The organism is Planomicrobium soli (assembly GCF_003014655.1).
GTDB classification, from domain to species: Bacteria; Bacillota; Bacilli; order Bacillales_A; family Planococcaceae; genus Planococcus; species Planococcus soli_B.
Map to the genome: position 1 here is coordinate 89591 of NZ_PYAT01000002.1, position 21277 is coordinate 110867.

The window sequence follows — 21277 nt, forward strand, 5'->3', positions numbered from 1 at the left end:
GCCTATAAGTCCATATCAGAGAACGCCAAATTCAATTGTTTCAAATTTTTCATCAATGTAATTGCACTCATATCGATAAAATTGCAGTTGATGACTTTGTCGTATATAGCCTGCTCAATTGCCTCTTTTTCTTCCTGAGCTTTTTGAGTCAAGGAAAGCACATATGCCCGTTTGTCTTCATCTGACTGCCGTTTAATCAAGCGCCCCTGTGCAATCATTCGGCTGATGATCGGATTCAGTGTACCGATTCCCAGACCAAGCCGGTTCCCGATATCTTTTGTCAACAAGTGGTCTTCTTCCCATAGCACCAGAAGGACCAGATACTGTGGAAATGTCAGATTGAACGGTTCAAGCGTGCGTGCATATAATTTCGTAAAATTACTCGATGCTTTATATAGTTCAAAACACAATTGCTGATCGAGTTTGGAGGGCAATGCCACAAGAATCACACCTATACTATATTTTATAAAACGGTGATTTCAACATCGATAGAATCTTTTACCGCTTTGGAATATGGGCAGAAATGATGCGCTTTGTCTACGTATTCCCGTTTTTTCTCATCATCCAAGCCAATAATCTCCACTTCCAGTTTAGCTGCTAACTTAACCCCGCCGTCTTTATCTCCAACTAAAGCAATCGTCGCCTTGACTTCGCTTTTTTCCACTTCCACTTTATCACGTTCCAACACCATTTCCAATGCACTATTAAAGCAAGCACTGTAACCTGCTGCAAATAATTGCTCCGGATTAGTAGCTGTTGTTGCCTCTCCACCTAGAGCTTGCGGTTTTGCCACATCCAAATAGAAAATGTGATCTTCTGAGTAAACAGCCCCTTGTCTTCCACCTGTGTTAATAACTGTAGTTTCATAAAGTGATTTCATTAATAATTTCCTCCTGAACATTTATATCGTGTACGATATAAATACTAAAGAAAAACTTCTGCGATGTAAAATAATTTGCTTATTTATTTTTCTATCAAAAAAAACCAGTGAAGGCCTCAACAAGTCGAGGGTTGCTGCTTTTTCTTCTTTACTCATGTACTTTTAGCTATGGAGCCGTTTTATGGAATGGCAAAAGTGCTATCCATTCCAATGGAGTAAGAGAGTTTCTCAACAAACTAAAATGACCGCCCTCTAAGGCAGTCTTTTACTTCATCTGGACACGATTTTTTGTCAGGTAGATAGGTGTTAAAAAATAGAGTTCTTTATGACAAATAGTGGATACTCTTAACAATTCAAGAAAAACACTTTCCGATATCCCATATGTGTACATGCTATTAGGCATGGTTCGAAGTTTTTCGCTTGCCTGTTCCCAGTTTACCTCTTCAATTTCAACCCAAGTAGTTTTTGTCTTAGCTGCGGTTTTTACGATTAGCCTTGCGAACAAAGTAATATATACTGTACCGTCTTCTGCATGTATATCTTTTACTCGAGTGAAATAATAAGACCTTCCTTTCACAAACAATGACATCTGGCTTTCCCTCCCCAGTAAGCAGCTACCTAAAGCACCAAACCTATATTCAAACGGCTTTGCTTTCATCTTCCTGCCTATAAGATACAGCACTACATACAAGATACAAACCGATGGACGTGATGAACCATTTCTTCTATGTAATAAGGATTTTTTCGCCAATGCTTAGTATTCCGTGGGTGTTGTTCATTTAGTGGACTGTCGATTTTCCAGCTGCTAATCGCTCGTTTCAGCATAAGAATTATTAGGTTTTAAGATAAATACGATATATCCCAAATCGCGTTCAAAGTCCCAATCGAGGAAAGTTTCAGATATAAGCCGCTTTAATATAGGTTCAAATTCAATATTGCCCAATACTTTTTGTTCCAATTGCCATTTAGCCCGCTTTAATTCTTCTACATGGCCACGCTTGATCAATTCTTTTTCAATCGGCAGCAAGAAATTAGAACGCCGGACTAAAATAGTTCGGTTATCCAGCCAATACGTTTCTAATTCTTCAGGAGCTTTTTCGGATAGAATATTGGCTTTGATCAATTTGTCCTGGAATTTTTCCTCGCTCACTTCATCTGGCCATTCTAATGTACTTTTATCTACGTCTCCATCAAAAACACCAATCACAATTCCGGTCTTTTGTTCCAAGTTCCAATCAGAGTAAATTTCATTTAACTCCAGCTTACTGATATTTTTTAACTCTTGCACAACTTCCTCTTTCATATTGTCCATCAACATATCCCGTGTTTCCAAGACACGGCGCTCCTCGTTCTGCTGAAGAAGAAATTTTTCCATCGGTGTAATAAAGCCGCGAAAATGAATAGTTATAAATGGAGGGCTGAGGGTGACATGCACAGAAGTAGGACCCTTGCCAAAATAAGTGCGCATCAGAGCTGAAATGTAAGAGCCGACTTCTTTATGCGGTTTCTTTTCTAGTTTCATTCGATACCTCCCTTCCTTTTTGAAATCTTCTGTCTGATTATGTTTTTCCACACAAGTTGTTTCAACGAAATAAAAAAAGCCGAAAAGATTCTCCTTTTCAGGAAGTCTTTTCGGCTTTGTTAGCAGCGCTATAGTCTGTAACACTTCACCATTTTTTGTGTAATTTACTATCATATTGCTGTTCGTGGAGAAGCACAGTTTGAAGATTCATAGGATGTACTAAAATGGAAACTCTATTGTTTTCCAAGCACTTTTATTATACATGACGCGATTAAACAAGAGCAAGCTGGAAAAAGCTCTTTTATTTGCTCAAAAGCTGCCTTTAGCGGCAAACTTGATTTTCTTACTTTACACTCACTTTGCTCCCACTTTTCAAGTAAAGCGTTTCGCCATTATGGGTAATATTCAGCCCTTCCCCTTCTAAGACAATATAAGTGGTGGCCTCTCTATCTTTATGCACTTTCAGCAAGCGGCCCTGATAGCGTAGTCGAAACTCCAGTGAATTCCATTCGACCGGAAGAGCCGGAGCCAGGGAAAGTCCGTTTTCTTTCAAGCGCAAACCGGCAAATCCATAGACTATTCCAAGCCAAGTACCGCCCATATTAGCCATATGCAACCCATCTTTTGTGTTTTTATGGGTATTTTCCAAATCAAGGCGGGCTGTTTCATTAAAATAATCATAAGCCTTTTCTTGATAACCGAGTTTCGATGCCATAATGCTATGAACACAAGACGACAGCGAAGAATCGTGTGTTGTGATTTGTTCATAATAGTCATACGAATTTTTAATGGTTTCAAAATCTTGTTCGTCTTCAAGAAGAAAATGCGCAAGCACCGTATCTGCCTGCTTTAGCACTTGATAACGATACAATGTCAATGGATGATAATTCAACAACAGCGGATATTTTTCAGAAGGCGTATTTTTCAGATCCCATCGGGCCTTTTGCAAAAAGCTGTCATCTTGGGCATTGATGCCAAGCGTTTCATCATACGGCAAGTACATATTGACTCCCGCACTTTGCCAGATACCCACTTCTGTTTCCGTCAGTCCTAGTTGGCTGGCTAAATGATGCAAGCGGTCGCTGTCCACAGCTTTAAGTAACTCATACACTTTAGCCGCCCACAATAGATTGTGTTTAGCCATAGCGTTTGTGTAATAGTTGTTGTTGACGATGCACGTGTATTCGTCTGGCCCAGTAACCGAATCGATCCGGAATCGGCCATTTTGCATATGACCGGCATCCGCCCACAGACGCGCTGTTTCAAACAGCACTTCAGCCATGTAATCTTTCATGAATTCTTCATCTTTTGTGGCCAAGTAATATTGGATATAACTGTATGCAATGTCTGCACTTATGTGGTATTGAGCCGTCCCGGCCGGGAAGAATGCCGAGTTTTCCGAGCCGGTGATAGTGCGCCAAGGAAACAAGGCGCCTTGACTATGCCCCATCTCTTTCGCCCGCTGCCTCGCACTGTCTAAGATCGAGTAACGATGCAACAATAAATTTTTGGCAATTTCCGGGTTAGTCATCAAAAATACCGGAAAAATGTAAATCTCAGTATCCCAGAAATAATGTCCTTCGTACCCTTCGCCTGACAATCCTTTAGCTGAGATGTTGCTAGCCGGGTCTTTGCCTACCGATTGCAAAAGCTGGTACAAGTTAAAGCGGATTCCTTCCTGGACGCGCACATCTCCATCAATGGCTATATCTGCGACCTCCCAGTAAGCATCCAAATACGTTTTTTGCTCTGCAAGCAATTCCTCGAAAGGCTTGTTTTGCAATGAGGCAAGAATGTTCACAGCTTTTTCAGCAACATTACTGCCATGTCTCATAGTGTCGGTATAGACGTTGAGTTTGGTGAAGCGGAAAGGTTCTTCGCCTTCGCAAACATAAGTTTCTTCTACACTTGAATCTGTTGCCTTGCTATCGTATGTATGACTTCCGGATTCAATGGCAGAACAAGAAACGCAAGCTACTTCAAGATTGGTTACGTAAGTAGTATCCTTAACAATACTGAACCGATTTTCTTGCCGCACTTCTGTTACATGAAGCCGCTTTGCATGGCCAGATGCAAGCCGTGGGTCTTCTTTATCAACAAAGTTCGAAACGTCGCCATTAACTGTGGACACAAATTTCACGTGGCTGATTGGGCTAATTGCCTCCACTTCGATATCTAAAGCAAATAATTCTCTTGTCACAAATGAAACGAGGCGCCGAAAATAAATTTTCACTTCTTTTCCTTGGGGTGATATCCAATGAACGATGCGCTCCGCAAAACCTTTGTCCATATGCAGATTGCGCTCACAGAAAAGAACTTCTCCTTCAAACAGCGAAAAAAGCTCTCCATCTAAGTAAATTTGTACAGTCTGAGCATCAATGACATTTAATATTTTTTGCTGAGTTTCCGGAAATCCATAAAGTTTTTCTCCATATGTGATTTCTGTTTCATCATGGAATGCATTTATATAGGTGCCTCGAATGGATTTATAATCTTCCTTATATCCTTCCTCGAAATTCCCCCTGACACCCAGATAACCGTTTCCTAAAGATAAAAGGCTTTCGTTTACCAATAAGTTCGGATTATCCAGTTCAAACTTCGTTATTTTCCAGGTCATTATCTGCCCACTCCTTGGTTGCCTGTATTTTCTGTTACTAGCTTTTCTTTTGGTACTGCTCAATAATTTTTTCAAAAACCAATTCGGAAGTGTTCCCAACTAAATAATCGGCGTGCGGTAAATGAGCTGCATCTCCGACTCCAACTGAAAACATCTTCGCTTTATTCAAAGCCTCTATACCAGCGGCTGCATCTTCAATTCCAATACAATCCCAATAAGCAATCCCCAAAGCATCTGCTGCAGTCGTGAACGTTTCAGGATCCGGTTTCCCTCTTTTTACTTTTGAAGCGTCCACTATATAATCAAAATAGCCTGTCAGACCAAGTTTATCCAATATGGCCGGAGCATTTTTACTGGCTGAACCTAATGCGACTTTCAAGTTCGCTTTTTTATTCTCAATCAATAGTGCTTCAATTCCTGGAAGAATGTGAGAAGGATCGACTGCTTCAATCAATTCCAAGTAGTATTCATTTTTACGGGTTGCGAGCTTTTCCTTTTCTTCAAGGGAAAATGCCGGTATGGAAGGATCTAGATTCAAAATACGGTCCAGCGAATCCATGCGGCTGATTCCTTTAAGTTGTTCATTAAACTGGCGGTCAAAAAAGATGCCAAGCTCTTCTGCTAGTTTTTTCCATGCAAAAAAATGAAACTCTGCTGTGTCGGTGATTACACCGTCAAGGTCGTAGATAAAAGCTTGTGGATATCGTGTCATATAATAGATTCCTCTCTTTTTCAAGCACCTAATCGCTTGGTAGTGTTCTTACGCTTCCCCGCGCCATTAATTGATGCTTGACCCAAATGTGCTGGCGCTCCAATTTATTTTCTTTTATGTCTTGAAGCAGACGGGCAGCCACTCCTCCGATTTCGACAAAATCTTGCTGAATCGTTGTCAGCGGTGGTTGGGTGAAACTACTGAAAACCAAATCGTCAAATCCGGTCACTGAAACATCTTCAGGTATTTGCAGGCCAGCTTCTTTCACTGCCGACATAACTCCAAAAGCCATCAAATCGCTAAAACATAAAAAGGCCGTCGGCTGCTTTTTCTGCAAATACGCTTTGCTTAACTGATATGCTGTTTCTTCGGAAAAATCGGCATCCAAGACATCTACATCGCTCAATTTCATGCCATGAGCAACTAACGCCTCTTCAACTCCTTTCATCCGTTCTTTGTTCACATATGTTTCTTCGGTCCCTCCAATGATGACAAGGTTGCGATGATTCCGTTCCAGCAGGTAGAGCGTTATTTCCTTGCCCGCTTGCGCATTGTTGATGGAAACGCTGCCAATCATGCCGTTTTCAGTTTCGTTCATAATATCGAGCACAACACACGGAATGTCCGTATCGATCAATTCTTTGTAGTATGGGTCATCTGTGCGTATTCCTTGCAAAATCGCACCGCCAATATTGCGCTCCCGGCAATATTGAACGTAGCTTTGCTGTTTCTGTTTTTGAGTATCAATAAGATTTATCGACAACTCAAAGCGGCTTTCTGAAATTTCGCGGTAAACCCCTTTGAATATATCGAACGCATTATTGTCTTTTATGTTGTCATTAAGGACTCCTGAAGAAATCAGACCAAATGTCATTTGTTTTTTTGAAGACAGGTTTTTCGCTACAATATTCGGTGTATAATTCAGTTCTTTTGCGACAGCGAAAATGCGCTGGCGCGTTTCTTCACTTACATCCACATAATTATTATAAGTTTTTGAAACTACACTGATTGATACCCCGGCTTTTTTGGCAACATCTTTGATAGTAGCCATCCTCAACATCACTTCCTGAAAAATAATAGGTACAATGCATAAAGTCCATTTAGAGAAAACGCGGTCCACCCTTTTCAATCAATCACCCTTCTTTGTTTCCCAACGCCTTTTTCTCAACTTTTAAAGAGAAACGATAAAAAGCCAAAAAGGAAAGAAACGCACTGATTGTACCTGCAAAAAGCGGCACTAAAAACAAAAGCTCAGTCATACTTACATAAAACAACGACAAGTTGCTCACTAAGATAAAAAGGCTTAGCAGCGGATTGCCTAAGGTTACAAAAAAAGTATTTTTCAACAGCTCTTTTATATTCATCTGATAATGGGCATTTAAAGAAAAAAAGTTGATAGTAAGGACCAGTAAGATTAAGCCAAGGACTATAAACACTACTCTCAGCAAATCGCTTTCGTTTTTGAAAAACGAAAAATCCAGGATCCAGACAAGCCAAGCAGCGGTCAATACCAGACCGGACAAAAAGCTTTTCTTAAAATTCACCTTGAAGTGCAAAAAATAAGATTTAATTAAGGAAGCTTGATCTTTTTTTATGATCCAGTCCCGTGCCATAGCAAACACGGCAGCAGTGCTTGGGAAAAACAACAAAGGCACCAGCACAATTAGCGGCAGGAGATAAACAAAAGAAGATTGTTCAGAATTGCCAAAGAAAATACTGATGATCGTAAAAAAGATGGGAATATTAAGGAAGAACCATAACACATTGACAACCGAAAACCGCATGATCCATTCAGTGGCTATATATAAAGTTTCCGTTAGACCTGAAAAGTCACGCATGATATTCCCTCCTGATGAGAAGGAGGCTTATTTGACTGCCCCTTCTCCAATTCCTTTGATAATGTGTTTTTGAGCAAGTGCATAGAAAATGATGACGGGAATAATCGTCAATGTTAAACCGGCCATTGCCAGGTTCCATTGAATTGAAAACTCTCCAAAGAAATAAAAAGTTGATAGCGGAATAGTTCTGAGACTCGTATCGATTAACGTCAAAGATGGCAAAAGAAAATCGTTCCAGATGCTAATTACGTTCAATATCATAACCGTGGCTGTAATAGGTTTTAGCATTGGGAAAATGATTCTCCAGAAAACACCGAATTTTGTTGCCCCATCTATCGTAGCTGCTTCTTCAAGCGTAATAGGGATGGATTTGATGAATCCATGATAAAGGAAAACCGACAGACTCGCGTGGAATCCGACATTCATGAAAATAAGCCCTTCCCGCGTATTGTAGATAGGAATGTTCAAATTATTTGTAATCGAGCTCATAAATTGCATCAAAGGCATCATAAGCGTTTGAAACGGAATAAGCATTGTTGCGATGAACGTCATAAAGATAACCGTGCTTAATTTATTGTTTGTCCGCACTAGCATCCATGCAGTCATAGAAGATAAAACGACAATGATGATAACAGATACGATGGTAATATAAAGCGAGTTTACAATAGCACTTAAAAAGTTCATTTTCTCCATTGCTTGCAAATAGTATTGCAGACTGAAATTGGTCGGCAAGGATAAAGCATTGTCGTAAAGTTCCTGTCGGTCTTTGAAAGAGTTTACGAAGATGATATAGATAGGAGACAAGAAGGCAAGTGCGAGCAAAACAAGCAAGACATCTTTTATAACTTTCCCTACTTTTTTCATCACATTTCGACCTCCCGTTTCTTCGTAAGGTACACTTGCGTCAACGTAATTGCAGCTACGATCAAGAAAAAGACAATCGCTTTTGCTTGTCCAAACCCATAATTTCCGCTGCCAAAAATTTCATTGTAAATATTCATAGCAAACATTTCTGTAGAGTTTGCCGGCCCTCCGCCTGTCAGCGATAAGTTAACGTCATAAATCTTAAATGCGGAAGAAAGCGTTAAAAACAAAGAAATCGTCAGAGCAGGCATTAAAAGAGGCAATGTGATTCTGCTGAACCGCTGCCATGGAGTTGCTCCGTCAATCTTAGAAGCTTCCACCACATCATTCGGGATTCCTTGAAGCCCCGCGATATAGATGATCATGATATATCCAGCCATTTGCCAAGTGAAAACAAACACTAATCCATATAATGAAAATTGCGGATCTATCAGCCAGTTGAAAAAGACTGTGTTCAATCCAGTCAGTTCGCCAAAAAATTCAAACACGTCCAGGAAAACAAACTGCCAAATGTAACCCAGGATCAAACCGCCAATCAAATACGGCATAAACAGCATCGTCCGCGCAATGTTGGAAGTCCGTAATTTGGATGTGACCAGCAGTGCGAAAGATAGTCCAACAACATTAATTGTGATAACCGATAAGACCGTAAACAAAATTGTAAGCCATGCCGAATTGAGGAATCGTTCATCCTGTAATAATTTTGTGAAATTCTCCATTCCCACAAACACTTTCGGATTGGCCGCTATGCCATCCCATTGGAAAAACGCATAATAAATACCGATAATGAATGGAATAATTACTACAGTTATAAAAATGATCAATAGAGGTGCAGTAAATAGTGCATACCATAATTTCTTGTTCTTGCTTGCCATGTCCACCCCTTCTTTCCAGTAAATTCTATTGTTGATGACTATCGAGTAATGGTTTTCCGGTCAGGCACATGCCTAGCTGCTAAAACGGAATAAAGTAAGGATTGGACACGCCGCAATGGCGTGTCCATAGTCCTTAGTTAAATTGATTTGTTGTATTATTGAGCGCTTTGCCACGCTTTATCAAATTCTTCAACAAATTGTTCACCATTCATGTCTTCAGAGAAGAACTTTTGTGCAAATGGAGTCAAGTTGTTTGGAACGATGTTTGCAGGGAATGCGTTTTGTGCCCATGGAATAGTTTCACCGCTGTTTGAAGCTTCAGAAACTGCTTGCGACAACGGATCCAAGTCGCCTGGTTCAATTGTTGTAAGAGCTGGAACAAATCCGAATTCCTCTACAATATATCGCTTGCCTGTGTCGCTTGTATGCATCCAGTTCAAGAAATCTTTAGCGGCTTGAATCTCGCCTTCTTCTTTTTGGCTGTTGATGGCCCAGTTATTTCCTGTTCCTACTGCTAATTTGTCATTGCCCATCAATGGAAATGGCAGCATGCCATATTCAAAGTCCACGTCGAATTCCTGGAGCATGCCTGAAGCCCAGTTCCCTTGATGGATCATAGCCGTTTTGCCTGATGCAAAATCACCGATTTGCTGGTCATAAGATACGCTCAATGGAGTAGGTGTATTTGTTTTAATCGCTTCCATAAATTGGCCGAATTCCTGAAACTCAGGAGTTTGCGCCATTGTCACTTCGCCAGCGTTCAATTTGCTGATAAAATCTGTCGGGTCCGCCTGCAACGAGAATGGATAGTTGCTGATGTGGCCAATCAAGAAGTAAGCATCTTGAGCAAGGCTGAATCCGTTGATGTCTTGCCCTTTGAATTTTTCTAATGTGCTTGTGAATGAAGCCAAATCTTTCACATCTTCCGGTTTTACAAGATCCTTGTTGTAAATCATACCGAATCCTTCAACACCGTAAGGAATGCCGACAACTTTGTCTTCCAGTTTCAACTCCATATTAGGTGCAATGTCTTTTACATATTCTTCCGAGCTCAAATCAGCAATGTATGATTTTAGTTTTTCAGCTTCCATCGCATGTTGCAGGCTGAAAATAGATGGACCTTGATTGCTGTTTAAACGGATTTGCAATTGCTGGAAATAGTCATCTCCTGTTGTCCCCAACACTTCAACTTCAACACCTGTTTCATCTGTATACTCTTTAGCCAAGGCTTGCAGCTGATCAGAAATTTCCACTTTGCTTTGGAAAATCGTAATTTTCTCCGCTGATCCTCCTTCTTCACCGCTAGGTGAACTTTCTTCTTGTCCTCCGCATGCAGCCAACAAAAGCAAGACTAACACCAATACTAGACTGCCTAACGATTTTTTCTGGAATTTCATATGAATTCCCCCTTATATGATTTGGACTACTATAGTAAATAAAATGAAAAATTCATTTTATAACTACCAACACAAATTTTTTGTTTCTTAATCTGTTTCCCGCTGCCTTTAAGAGAGCGGAACTTCGATAGAACCTTTGCATTTATGGATCGTGGCACCGGCTTCGAATTCGAATGATTTTTCGCTATCCGCTTTTACCGAAAGCATAGTTGGCGTAATGACGATTGCAAGAGAATGCCCTTGCCATTTAATATGGAATTTCATCCGGTGCCATTGCTTCGGCAGCTTAGGATCAATTCGGAGCCGCCCGTCAATCAGCCGGATGCCAGCAAACCCAAAGACGGCAGCTTTCCAGATTCCGCCGATTGACGCAGCATGGATGCCTTCATCAGACGTATCCATCTGTGGACCCAAATCAATCTCAGCCGATTTCTGGAAAAGGGAGTAAGCCAAACTGTATTCGCCAATATCGTTTGCAAGAATGGCGTGTGTGACCAAACTTAGCGATGAATCATGCAGAGTTTTCGGTTCGTAATAGTGGAAGCTGGCTTTTTTGACATCTGCTGAAATGCGCGGATCGTCGCGCAGGAATGTTTGCTCCAGCAGGTACAGCAAAATCAAAGCGTCTGCTTGTTTCGTCACTTGGAGAAGGTTGATCTGTCCGGAATTATAATCCCGATAAATGGTCCTTACTCTTTCCTGATTTTTGTATTTTGTGAGATCAATTTCTTCTAGCTGCAGATACGTGTCATCTTGCGGAATCACACCATCTTTTTCACCCGGTTCCGGCAAGAAAAGCTTTTCTGCTTTCTCCTGCCATTCTTGGTAAGCGGTACTTAATCCCATAGGAACATCGAGTTTTCCTAATAACTCCGGTTTATGCTTGGCCAGTTTTTCATAATAACGCATTGCCAGTTTCAAGTTGAAATAGGCCATATAATTTGTAAAGGCATTATTGTTGACGTGCTCTTTATATTCATCCGGTCCAATAACATCTGTAATTTCGAAGAGCCCTCTTTGTTCGTTCCATTCCAGGCGGCTCGCCCAGAATTTTGCTGTATCAAACACCATCTCGTATCCGTACTTGTCCAAAAATCCCTCGTCTTTTGTCACTTCAGTGTATTGATAAACTGCGAAAGCGATATCCGCCGAAATATGTTGCTCGATTGCGCCAGACCAGATACGGGATTGCTCTCCTGTAACGATATCGATATCACCCCATATAGGCGTTACTTCCCCATCGGTCGGCCAAGCCATTTCCCACGGATACATGGCGCCGCTATAGCCATTTTCACGGGCTTTTGCTCTCGCTCCAGCCAACCCGAGGTAGCGATACGTCAGCAACGATTTCGCTACGGCAGGATTGGAAAAAATAAAAAATGGCAGGATGAACACTTCCGTATCCCAAAACGAGTGGCCTTTGTAGCCTTCACCGCTCAAGCCTTTAGCGCCGATTCCCATTCGCACGTCATGCGCTGGCGTCATGATCGTCAAGTGATAAAGCGCAAAACGCAATGCCAGCTGATCATAAGAATTGTTACTATCAATCTGGATATCATAAACATCCCAAACTTGTTGTTTCCAAACCTGTTGATGCGCTTCAAAAAGTGAATCATAGCCTTGAAGGGCGTGCAGTTTCAAATTTCCTAAAGAAGACTCGCGCAGCTGCTGCAGATCATATTCCGCTTCCATTGCATCCCAGTCGCGGCTTGTATGGACTGTTGTAACTTTCTCTACTTCAAGCCGATCGTTCGGCTGAAGAACAAACTCATAACTTAACCACACTTTGCGCCGTTCCATATCCATGTCTGGATCGACCTCTACTTCTTCTCCGTTCACCTTAACGTCATGGGTCGTATTAATGACCACATCTACCTGAGATTCATTTGTTGTCTGAACCAGTTGAATCAGCTGCTTATCAAAAACTCTCCGTTCACCTTCCATAAAATGCTGAGATCCTGAATTGGTCATTTGAGCATTAATGCCGGAATCTAAAGAAACTGCGACCTGATGGGATAAACTTTCAACTTCTATTTTTGAAGCCGTCAAATGCAGGTTGCTCAAGGACACAAAGCGCTTGAAATGAAACCGCAGCTTTTTGCCTTTTGGCGAGATCCATTCAAAACTTCTGGACAGTTCAGCCGTTTTCAAGTTCAACTGGCGCACATATTCTTCTGTTTTTCCATATTCTAAGCTAAATCGCTCCCCGTCCACGCGAATGTCGATGCGGGTAATATCTGCTAGATTGGGCAGCTCAGTCACTTCATTTACTTGCGCTTTATTGAATGTTCCATTAACAAACCAGTTCCTTTGTTCTTTTATGTATGGTTCTTCAGTTGCCGAACGCATTCCCATATAGCCATTGCCCAGCGACATAATGGCTTCGCATTTCCCTAAATAGTCGGACGAAAAACCGGTCTCTGAGACAATCCAATTTTCGAACTCTCCAGTGCCCTGGTTATACTCCATCATTTTGAGAGTCCCCTTTCTGTCTGATGCGTCGAAACTTTACGAAAACGTTTTAGTAAGAATTAAAAATATATATGCTTTGTTTAAAACGTCCAAAAGAAGCGTTTAACAAAACACTAAAGCACGACAAAAGTAAAGCGCTTTCAAGGGCAAGTATACGACTATTTTATTAAATAGTCAATATATTCCCAAAATCTCAAGAGTTTAGACCCAAAAAGTCCTGCCTCTGGTTTATCTAGAGGTCTTTTCGCGAGACCCAATCTAGCCTATTCCCTTCTTTTCATTTAAGAAAACCTAAGAGCGTTCGAATAAAGATAATAATATAGAAAACAGTCAAAAGGCCATGAAGAGAGATTTCTCTTCATGGCCTTTTGAATTTTACTCCTCTGCTACCTGAACCATTCCGTAGGATGTAATCATGTTCCACATCGACTCTGGAATATCCAATTTCCCTACTCTTGCTTTAGGAATAGCGGTAAAAATTTCATCTTCACTTCCGGCTTTAACTTTTTCTGTCCATTCGGGATCGATTAGCGCCTGGCGTCCCATTGCAACAATATCCGCCCCTTCTTGCAATGCTTCCAAAGCATCTTGCGGCGTCTTAACACTGCCTACCACAACCAACGGCACACGGCCGTTAATGTGGTCAGACAAAATGCTTACAATGCTTCCTTCTTGATTGATGCCTGCTGGCGGTGTTTTAAAATCGAACAGCGAAGTATGGATGTAATGGACGCCCTCTCCAATCAATAAGTCAACAAGCACTTTTGTTTCTGCTAGTGTATAGCCGACTGTTTCGCCGTGAATTTCTTCCGGTGACACCCGGTACCCAATGATAAAACTGTCATCTGCATATTTTGCTGCAGTTTCTTGAACTTCCTTCAAGACAGCAAGGGAGAACTTCAAGCGATTTTGAAGTGTTCCGCCCCATTCGTCTTCACGCCGATTAAAATAAGAAGAAACAAATTGCTGAAGCAAATAATGATTCGCTCCATGGATTTCCACACCGTCAAATCCAGCTTCAATAACTCTTTTTGTTGTTTCGCCGAAATCTCGGATGATCGAGTGAATTTCTTCACTTGTCAATTCACGCGGTGCTACCGGGCTGTTCGGTGTTGTGACGGCACTTGGGGCTACCGTTTCGTTTGTTGTTATCAACTCGGGCTGGCCGTGTCTGCCTCCGTGCTGCATTTGGACGATAGCTTTACTGCCATTGGCTTTCATATGTGAAGCCAAATCCTTCAAACTCGGCATGACGCGATCATCAAATCCAATAAACTGATTTGGGAAGGCAATGCCATTTTCTGAAATGGCGATACAAGCAGAGATATACAGATCGCCGATATTCGAGCGGCGTTTATAATAAGTAAGTTCTGACTCCGAGACTGTACCGTCTGGATTTCCCGAATAAGTAGTCATCGGCGCAACACCTAGACGATCTTTCAAGATGGCGCCGTTTGGCAGAGTAATCGGTTGGAATAAAGAATTGTATTGTGAGTTGATAGGATTTCCTCTTTTCATACCATTGATTTTTTTATTAGTTCTTCCATAAATTTATATATCAAAATAACATATAAAAATCTCGAATTCAATGAATTGAACTTGGTTTTCCATACAGAAAAAGAACATCAATGAAATTTTTCACTGACATCCTTTTTCTGGCGTTCCCATTTTCAGTTTTTTGGGGCTCCGTAACCATCTTTATTTTTTTGAAATTGTGGGCTGGCTTTTCATCAGTAACGGATTTCGGTAATAATCACAGTTTTCCCATTTTAATTCAGCAGACAAAATATCAAACGTTGTATGGAAGAAACGCTGAACATGATTGCTGGCGTCCGACGATGCAAGGACTGCTTCCATGTTCAAGAAATACTCGCTGACCTCCTGGTCGTAATAAGCTTCCTCAGGTTCTAAAGATGCGGCATTCATATCTTTATACAGAAAAGGATAAGGCAATACGAAAAAACTCGGAACCTCCACCTTGTCATCCCCTAACCAAAATCCATATTCAATAAATTGTTCATCAAAAGCGGCTTTTTCAATCACTTTGTCCAACGGAAAAGGTTCGGATATATTTTGGATAATGATAGCCGAAATATCAAAAGTTCCCCAAAAGAGTCCGGGCTTCACCTTTCGGCAACGCAATGGCCCAACAAATTTCAACTCTTCCTGTACAGCAAAATGAAAAAGTTCAAGACCGCGCAACGCATCTTCGGGAATGTAGGTGCTATGTTCGGTATCTTGGTCAAGCGGAACTTGAATAGACATTTCCTGCGGTTTTGGGTAGATACTGACCGGAACTCCGAACTGTTCTAAGGTTTGGAAGGTAAACTCATAATATGATTTGATTGGCGTGCCATTTTTCAGCCCTATGGACTTCTTCTTTCCATCGACTTGAACATGTAAAGCGCTGTTTCGAACATCTACATCTACTTGAAACATGTGATTTTCACTATAAAGAAGGCCTGTGGAAAACCCATCTGCAGTTAACGGCAACATCACATGTGCCCACTGCGGTTCTTGATGAGCGACTTCCAACCGGATCTTCCCCAGTATTTGAGACAGCAAGTGCAATGTGGTCTTTGTATCTTTCCACTCGGAATACCTGATCAATTCCATATGCTTTTCCCCTTTCGCCTGGTAGTCTAAGATACGAAGGTCAGATTTTGCAAAAGTTCTTTTTTTATGGCGTCCGCTTCCCCCATTCTAAGATAGAATCCAAATGCCGGACATCAACCCCTACTATTTCTGCATGGCCCTTATGTTTTCCTTTTTCTAGCTGTTGCCAGTTAATGCTCCTGTAATTTCTCAAAACAAAAAGGCCTTCTAAGGCCTTTTTTGCAGTTTTCCCTTTGCTGCAGTTAAATGCTTTTTATAAAATGCCCAATCAAAATTATAACTTAGTTTTTTTCAGTAGTTTTTTAGGCTTCCGCAAATCAGCTAAAATAAGCGAAGCGATTAGAATCAGCCCCATATAGCCAACTGCAGGATAAAACCAGTTAACCAGTTTTGTAAAACCGACAAAACTTAAAAAGAAGGCAATAACGCCAAAGACCGTGACAAAGATTTTAAACCGCGGGGTTCCAATACTGGCAAAACGTGCGGAAAAAGAAAGAAGCATACTAACTGCAGTGTTATAAATCATACAGAAAATAACCATGGCCATCACTAGTCCAATCACCGGTGATAAGTTATCCGCTATTCTCAGCATTGGCAAGTCCGTTCCGCCAACCACATCCACTTTAGCGAAAATGGCTAAAGAACTTAAGAAAAGCAAAAAGCCAAATCCGAGCCCGCCAATCAGTCCGCCTCGTCTCGCAACTTTAACATTTTTTTCTGCGCCACCCATTACAAGCGCCATTGATGTGCACAGCGCAATAGACAGAGAAACATAATTAACGGCTGCCAATATCCAATTCGGTGCAGCAGATAATTGAGATTCAGCAATTGGTTCCAGCGCCGCAAAACTTAAATCTTTAGTGGCAATACTGTAAACTACGATTCCAATAATCATCAAAATTAAAAAAGGTGTGATGCTGCCAATAATCGCAATAACTTTCTTAACGTTCATCATGATGGTGATAATGACTAACCCTGTCATCAGCGCCCGGCCAAAAGCGCCAGGTAAGCCAAATTGCTGCGAGAAAATCGAACCGGCTCCGGCAATCATGACAACCAATACTCCAAACAATGTCAAAATCAATGTATAGTCAATGATCTTTCCGATAAACTTTCCGCTAATTGAATAAACGACCTCTTCATGAGAAACTGTCTGCATCCGGCTGCCGAGGCCTGTCAATATCATTCCTAAGTAACCAAACAACAGCATGGCCAGCAAAGCGCCGCCCATTCCCCAGTACCCGAAACTCGTGAAGTATTGCAAAACCTCCTGTCCTGAAGCAAAACCCGCTCCAACAACAATGCCGATAAATGCACTTCCCATTTTTAAACTTCTATTCATCTTTTCCTCCATTCCTCATGTTCCAGCAGCAAAAGAAACATTTCATCTACATATCTTCGTAATTAGTACCTCATGTTAAGGGTAACATATTCATCCGTCACCTCAACCCGTCATTCTTACTGTCCTGCCCATACACAATCAATCAAAAACTTTTTACTAATTAAACTGCATAAAAGAAAAGACTAAAAAGCACTGTCTGTTACCAATCTCTTCCTTTAACAGGGTATATCCTAATATTTGCAGAAAAGGACAGAAGACTCTTTTACTTCACAGAAAAAAGCCGCCATTTGATAGGGCGGCTTTTCTATGGGTATTATTTAAGAGTTACTTCCGCTTTTTCATCATTCGCGTTTTTGTTCTCCAAATGTTTGAATGAGCGGACAACTACACGCGTTAATATCTCGATACCGGTCAACAAACTATCCTGGTTGAAAGCCATTTTCGGATGATGCAATCCAGGCGCCAAATCACACCCAAGCCCAAGCATCGTCGCTTTAATAGTCGGACGCTTTAATGTGTAATAGTGAAAATCTTCTCCGCCAGGTGTAACTATCGGCGGTGCCAGGAATTCCTCACCTACGGTCTCTTTTATGGCAGCAGCCATAAGTTCCACCGCGGTTTGGTCTACTTGAGCTGCCGCTATTTCTGCAGTCGTCTCAAGGCTGATTTTAACATCAGCCAGTTCAGCCACGGATTCGACCGCTTTTTTCACCTGAACCATCAGTTTTTCAATCACTTCATTCGATTGAGCACGGACATCAATACTAAAAATGCCGGTTCCGGGAATGATATTTGCCGATTCACCGCCAGCCTGGAACATAGTCATTTTCGCTGAATGCGGAACCATAGGATCAACATGAATCGTTCGGATTGCATGAACAAGCAGCGCCATCACTTCAATAGCGTTTTGTCCTTGATGCGGCCTTGCGCCGTGGGCATCCGTTCCTTTGATTGAACCTTTTAACATGCGGGCTGCACCGTTTAGGATGGCTGGAGCTGAATAGCCATGGCTTATTTCTTGTACTGGGCGAAGATGGACTCCATATAAGTAATCTATGTCATCCACAACACCTTTATCGATTAACGCTAATGCGCCATTTCCTTTTTCCTCCGCCGGTTGAAACACCACTTTCAACTGGCCTGTTTTTGGAATGCCAATTTTTCTTAAGACAAGCAACCCCCCGACTACTATTGCCATATGGGCATCATGCCCACACGAATGGTTTGCCTGGTACGTGCCATCGACTTCTTGCCACAACGCATCAATGTCGGTACGAAGGCCGATGCATGGTTTTCCGCTTCCGACAGTCACTACAAGTCCCGTAGAATCATCAAACCCTTCAACTGTAAAGCCTTCTTTCTCTAAAAATTTTTTCAAATACTTTGTTGTTTCGACTTCCTGCCAACTAATCTCCGGGTGATTATGCAGATGATTGAACACCTCTTTAATGATTGGTTCTATTTCCTGCAAGGACGCTTTCATTACGTTCCTCCTATTGTTTCTTCTTCTATAGCTTTTTTCATTTTATCATAATTACCTGATATATCTGTTTACTTTTCAACGCATTTAGAGTATATTTTTCTTATATCATAAAGATATATATCTATAAGATATAGAGGTGGTTTTTATTACTCGGGAAAACAATACTCAATATGCACTGTTAGGACTGTTGACTATTGGCTGCGATACAGGTTATTCCATGAAACAAATGATTGATGGAAGCTTGAACCATTTTTGGAAAATCAGCTATGGCCAAATTTACCCTACATTGAAGCTGCTATTGGATAACGGGTATGCCGAAGTCCAAGATTTGGCGCAAGAAGGAAAACCGGATAAAAAAGAGTATAAAATCACTGACGAAGGAACGGAGGCGCTTAAACGTTGGCTTGCTCAACCAATCACTGAACTCCCGCTCGAAAAAAACGAACTTCTGCTAAAATTATTTTTCAGCCGCCATCAAGATTTGGAGTCGACTCATCACCATTTGGAAAATTACCAAGAAAAGCTTGTCTCCCGTTACGAAACCTATGAAGCAATCAAAGAAATGATCACTACTCGTTTATCAGCTGAAGAAGATGCCCCGTTTTGGCTTATTACGTTGAATTACGGATTAAGGACCACCCAAGCAGCAATCGATTGGTGCGAAGAGACGAAGGAAGTATTATTTCATAAGGAGGGCTAACAATGAGCGCTCAAGTTTTTCCTGGCAGGTATACTGTTGCACACGAAGAAAGCATTGTTGTTTTTATTATCGGAACACGAATCAATAAATGGTGGGCAGTCCATAAATGGTGGCCGGTATTCACCGCGATGCCGCCTATGATCAAGGAGCTATATAGCCGTAAGGAATTAGGTTGTTTATCCATGGAAAATTTTTTCGGTTTTCGTACAACCCTCATGGTCCAGTATTGGCGCTCTGAGAACGATTTAATGGCATACGCGAAAGGGCAGAAGCATTTAATTGCCTGGAAAAATTTCAACAAAAAAGTTGGCAATAATGATGCGGTCGGCATTTACCACGAAACTTATATCATACGCCCCGACCAGTTCGAAGCAATTTACGGCAATATGCCGACGTTTGGACTTGCCAAAGCACTGGGCATGGAGCCCGTCAATTCCGCCACCGACTCCGCCCGTAAACGGCTGCAGAAAAAACAGCACGCGTAATAAGATACACACTTTTAAAGGATTCCCTAAAACAAAACCAGCCATCCTCGACTGAGAATGGCTGGTTTTCACCCTACTTCCAAAACTTCGATTGCACCGTCTTTTCCGTTATGGACTGAAATTGCATGAGTGCTTCTATAGTGAATGGTTTCCCCTTGTTTCGTAAAAATATCTGGAAAATGTTCCATCATGCGGTTCAGCATTTCAGGGTGCACCAAAATCGAAGCATTATCCCCATATTCTTTCAGCGCCGAATCAACCGATTCCACGTCAGCTGTTGCCAATAATTGATCTGCATTCATCTGCATTCCTCCTTTTCCTTTATATTCTCTTATTGTTAAACTACCCTGCGGTCTTCAGATAAAACTATGAATTGAAACTTTTTCGTTCAACCTTCAGCAAAGTCTCTTTATCAGTAAAGTGCTTAACCGGAAAAATGGGGCAACCCAAAAATGCACTTATCATTAGAGTGTAAAAAATGTAATTCAAAATCTAGGCCCTTTCTTTAGATTTACTGTTTTCTAATTGTTATACTCCTATATGTAATTTATAGATGATAAGGAGTGGATATTATGCAGAACTTAAATGGCAAGACTGCCTTAATTACAGGGGCGGGCAAAGGGATTGGCCGTGCAACTGCCATCGCTTTCGCTCAAGAAGGCATTCATGTAGGGTTGCTTGGAAGAACAGCTGCTAATCTTGAGGAAGTGGCAAAAGAACTTCAACAATTTGGAGTTAAAGTCTCAACTGCAGTGGCTGATGTAGCGGATAATAACGCTGTCATTGCAGCAGTTGATCAAATCAAATCGGACCTTGGACCAATCGATATTCTGATCAACAATGCAGGCATCGGGAAGTTTGGAAAGTTTCTTGAACTTTCTACTGAAGAATTCAAAAATATCATTGATGTGAACTTGATGGGACTTTATTATGTTACAAGAGCTGTTCTGCCAGAAATGATTGAAAGACAATCCGGTGATATCATCAACATCTCTTCCACGTCCGGGCAAAAAGGAGCCCCTGTTACCAGTGCTTATAGCGCTTCTAAATTCGGAGTGCTTGGCCTTACAGAATCGTTGATGCTTGAAGTAAGAAAGCATAATATCCGTGTCAGCGCATTAACGCCTAGCACAGTCGTGACGGATTTGGCTTATGCGGAAAACTTGATCACCGGCAATCCAGAAAATGTAATGCAGCCGGAGGATTTGGCAGAAGTCATGGTGGCACAATTGAAACTTCATCCACGTATTCTTTTGAAATCCGCTGCTTTATGGTCGACCAATCCATAAACAAAATTCACTTTAAAATGATTTGACCAATTTGAAAAAGAGCTGTTGCCGTATGTTAACTTCTTAGCTTATGGAATAGCTCTTTTTTTGATAGCTTTCTTATATTATTTATTGAAGACGATATATATTGTCTAAAAGGGGTAATAACTAGAGAAGAACTTTATCCATTCAGATGGAAGGAGGAA

General features: G+C 41.3%; 20 protein-coding genes. 3 read left to right on the forward strand and 17 right to left on the reverse strand.

Annotated features, from left to right (window positions below; translation table 11 throughout):
- Positions 1-2 precede the first annotated feature (2 nt).
- From B0H99_RS02700 to B0H99_RS02775, 16 genes are all read right to left on the reverse strand, one after another.
- Complete coding sequence (locus B0H99_RS02700) at positions 3-440, reverse strand: MarR family winged helix-turn-helix transcriptional regulator (protein ID WP_106532099.1); 438 nt, start codon at positions 438-440, stop codon at positions 3-5.
- 23 nt (positions 441-463) lie between these two features.
- Entirely contained in the window at positions 464-880 is a 417-nt protein-coding gene (locus B0H99_RS02705; protein WP_106532100.1) for an organic hydroperoxide resistance protein, read from the reverse strand.
- A gap of 265 nt (positions 881-1145) precedes the next feature.
- Positions 1146-1538 carry a hypothetical protein gene (locus B0H99_RS02710; RefSeq protein WP_245894361.1) on the reverse strand — a complete coding sequence of 131 codons (393 nt, stop codon included), beginning with the start codon at positions 1536-1538 and terminating at the stop codon, positions 1146-1148.
- A 147-nt stretch (positions 1539-1685) separates the two neighbouring features.
- Positions 1686-2402 (reverse strand): Na-translocating system protein MpsC family protein, encoded by a 717-nt coding sequence (locus B0H99_RS02715; RefSeq protein ID WP_181313552.1) that lies wholly within the window; start codon positions 2400-2402, stop codon positions 1686-1688.
- Between the two features lie 343 nt (positions 2403-2745).
- On the reverse strand, positions 2746-5019 hold the full coding sequence (locus B0H99_RS02720; protein WP_106532103.1) for a glycoside hydrolase family 65 protein: 2274 nt from the start codon (positions 5017-5019) through the stop codon (positions 2746-2748).
- 37 nt (positions 5020-5056) lie between these two features.
- Positions 5057-5731 (reverse strand): beta-phosphoglucomutase, encoded by a 675-nt coding sequence (gene pgmB / locus B0H99_RS02725; RefSeq protein WP_106532104.1) that lies wholly within the window; start codon positions 5729-5731, stop codon positions 5057-5059.
- A gap of 28 nt (positions 5732-5759) precedes the next feature.
- Positions 5760-6782 carry a LacI family DNA-binding transcriptional regulator gene (locus B0H99_RS02730; RefSeq protein WP_106532105.1) on the reverse strand — a complete coding sequence of 341 codons (1023 nt, stop codon included), beginning with the start codon at positions 6780-6782 and terminating at the stop codon, positions 5760-5762.
- An 82-nt stretch (positions 6783-6864) separates the two neighbouring features.
- Positions 6865-7569: a YesL family protein gene (locus B0H99_RS02735; RefSeq protein WP_106532106.1), complete on the reverse strand. Its 705-nt coding sequence runs from the start codon at positions 7567-7569 to the stop codon at positions 6865-6867.
- Between the two features lie 27 nt (positions 7570-7596).
- Positions 7597-8433: a carbohydrate ABC transporter permease gene (locus B0H99_RS02740; protein ID WP_106532107.1), complete on the reverse strand. Its 837-nt coding sequence runs from the start codon at positions 8431-8433 to the stop codon at positions 7597-7599.
- Entirely contained in the window at positions 8433-9308 is an 876-nt protein-coding gene (locus tag B0H99_RS02745) for a carbohydrate ABC transporter permease (RefSeq protein WP_106532108.1), read from the reverse strand. Before B0H99_RS02745 ends, B0H99_RS02740 begins: the two co-directional genes overlap by 1 nt.
- A 155-nt stretch (positions 9309-9463) precedes the next feature.
- A complete protein-coding gene (locus B0H99_RS02750) occupies positions 9464-10705 on the reverse strand; it encodes a sugar ABC transporter substrate-binding protein (RefSeq protein WP_106532109.1) in 1242 nt (413 codons plus the stop codon).
- Between the two features lie 108 nt (positions 10706-10813).
- Entirely contained in the window at positions 10814-13177 is a 2364-nt protein-coding gene (locus tag B0H99_RS02755; RefSeq protein WP_106532110.1) for a glycoside hydrolase family 65 protein, read from the reverse strand.
- A 375-nt stretch (positions 13178-13552) separates the two neighbouring features.
- Positions 13553-14695, reverse strand: a complete 1143-nt coding sequence (locus B0H99_RS02760; RefSeq protein WP_106532111.1) for an NADH-dependent flavin oxidoreductase — start codon at positions 14693-14695, stop codon at positions 13553-13555.
- A gap of 180 nt (positions 14696-14875) precedes the next feature.
- On the reverse strand, positions 14876-15793 hold the full coding sequence (locus B0H99_RS02765; RefSeq protein ID WP_106532112.1) for a DUF5996 family protein: 918 nt from the start codon (positions 15791-15793) through the stop codon (positions 14876-14878).
- A 274-nt stretch (positions 15794-16067) separates the two neighbouring features.
- A complete protein-coding gene (locus tag B0H99_RS02770) occupies positions 16068-17135 on the reverse strand; it encodes a YkvI family membrane protein (protein WP_106532113.1) in 1068 nt (355 codons plus the stop codon).
- Positions 17136-17448: 313 nt separating this feature from the next.
- Positions 17449-18618, reverse strand: a complete 1170-nt coding sequence (locus tag B0H99_RS02775) for a M20 peptidase aminoacylase family protein (protein ID WP_106532114.1) — start codon at positions 18616-18618, stop codon at positions 17449-17451.
- A 145-nt stretch (positions 18619-18763) separates the two neighbouring features.
- On the opposite strand from B0H99_RS02775, the gene B0H99_RS02780 reads away from it, so the two are divergent.
- Both B0H99_RS02780 and B0H99_RS02785 read left to right on the forward strand, forming a co-directional pair.
- Positions 18764-19318, forward strand: a complete 555-nt coding sequence (locus tag B0H99_RS02780) for a PadR family transcriptional regulator (RefSeq protein ID WP_106532362.1) — start codon at positions 18764-18766, stop codon at positions 19316-19318.
- Between the two features lie 2 nt (positions 19319-19320).
- Complete coding sequence (locus B0H99_RS02785; RefSeq protein ID WP_106532115.1) at positions 19321-19803, forward strand: DUF4188 domain-containing protein; 483 nt, start codon at positions 19321-19323, stop codon at positions 19801-19803.
- A gap of 68 nt (positions 19804-19871) precedes the next feature.
- On the opposite strand, the gene B0H99_RS02790 is transcribed toward B0H99_RS02785, so the two are convergent.
- Positions 19872-20105, reverse strand: a complete 234-nt coding sequence (locus B0H99_RS02790; protein ID WP_106532116.1) for a hypothetical protein — start codon at positions 20103-20105, stop codon at positions 19872-19874.
- Between the two features lie 270 nt (positions 20106-20375).
- Here B0H99_RS02790 and B0H99_RS02795 point away from each other — a divergent pair, with 270 nt between their 5' ends.
- A complete protein-coding gene (locus tag B0H99_RS02795; RefSeq protein WP_106532117.1) occupies positions 20376-21092 on the forward strand; it encodes a 3-ketoacyl-ACP reductase in 717 nt (238 codons plus the stop codon).
- Positions 21093-21277 lie beyond the last annotated feature (185 nt).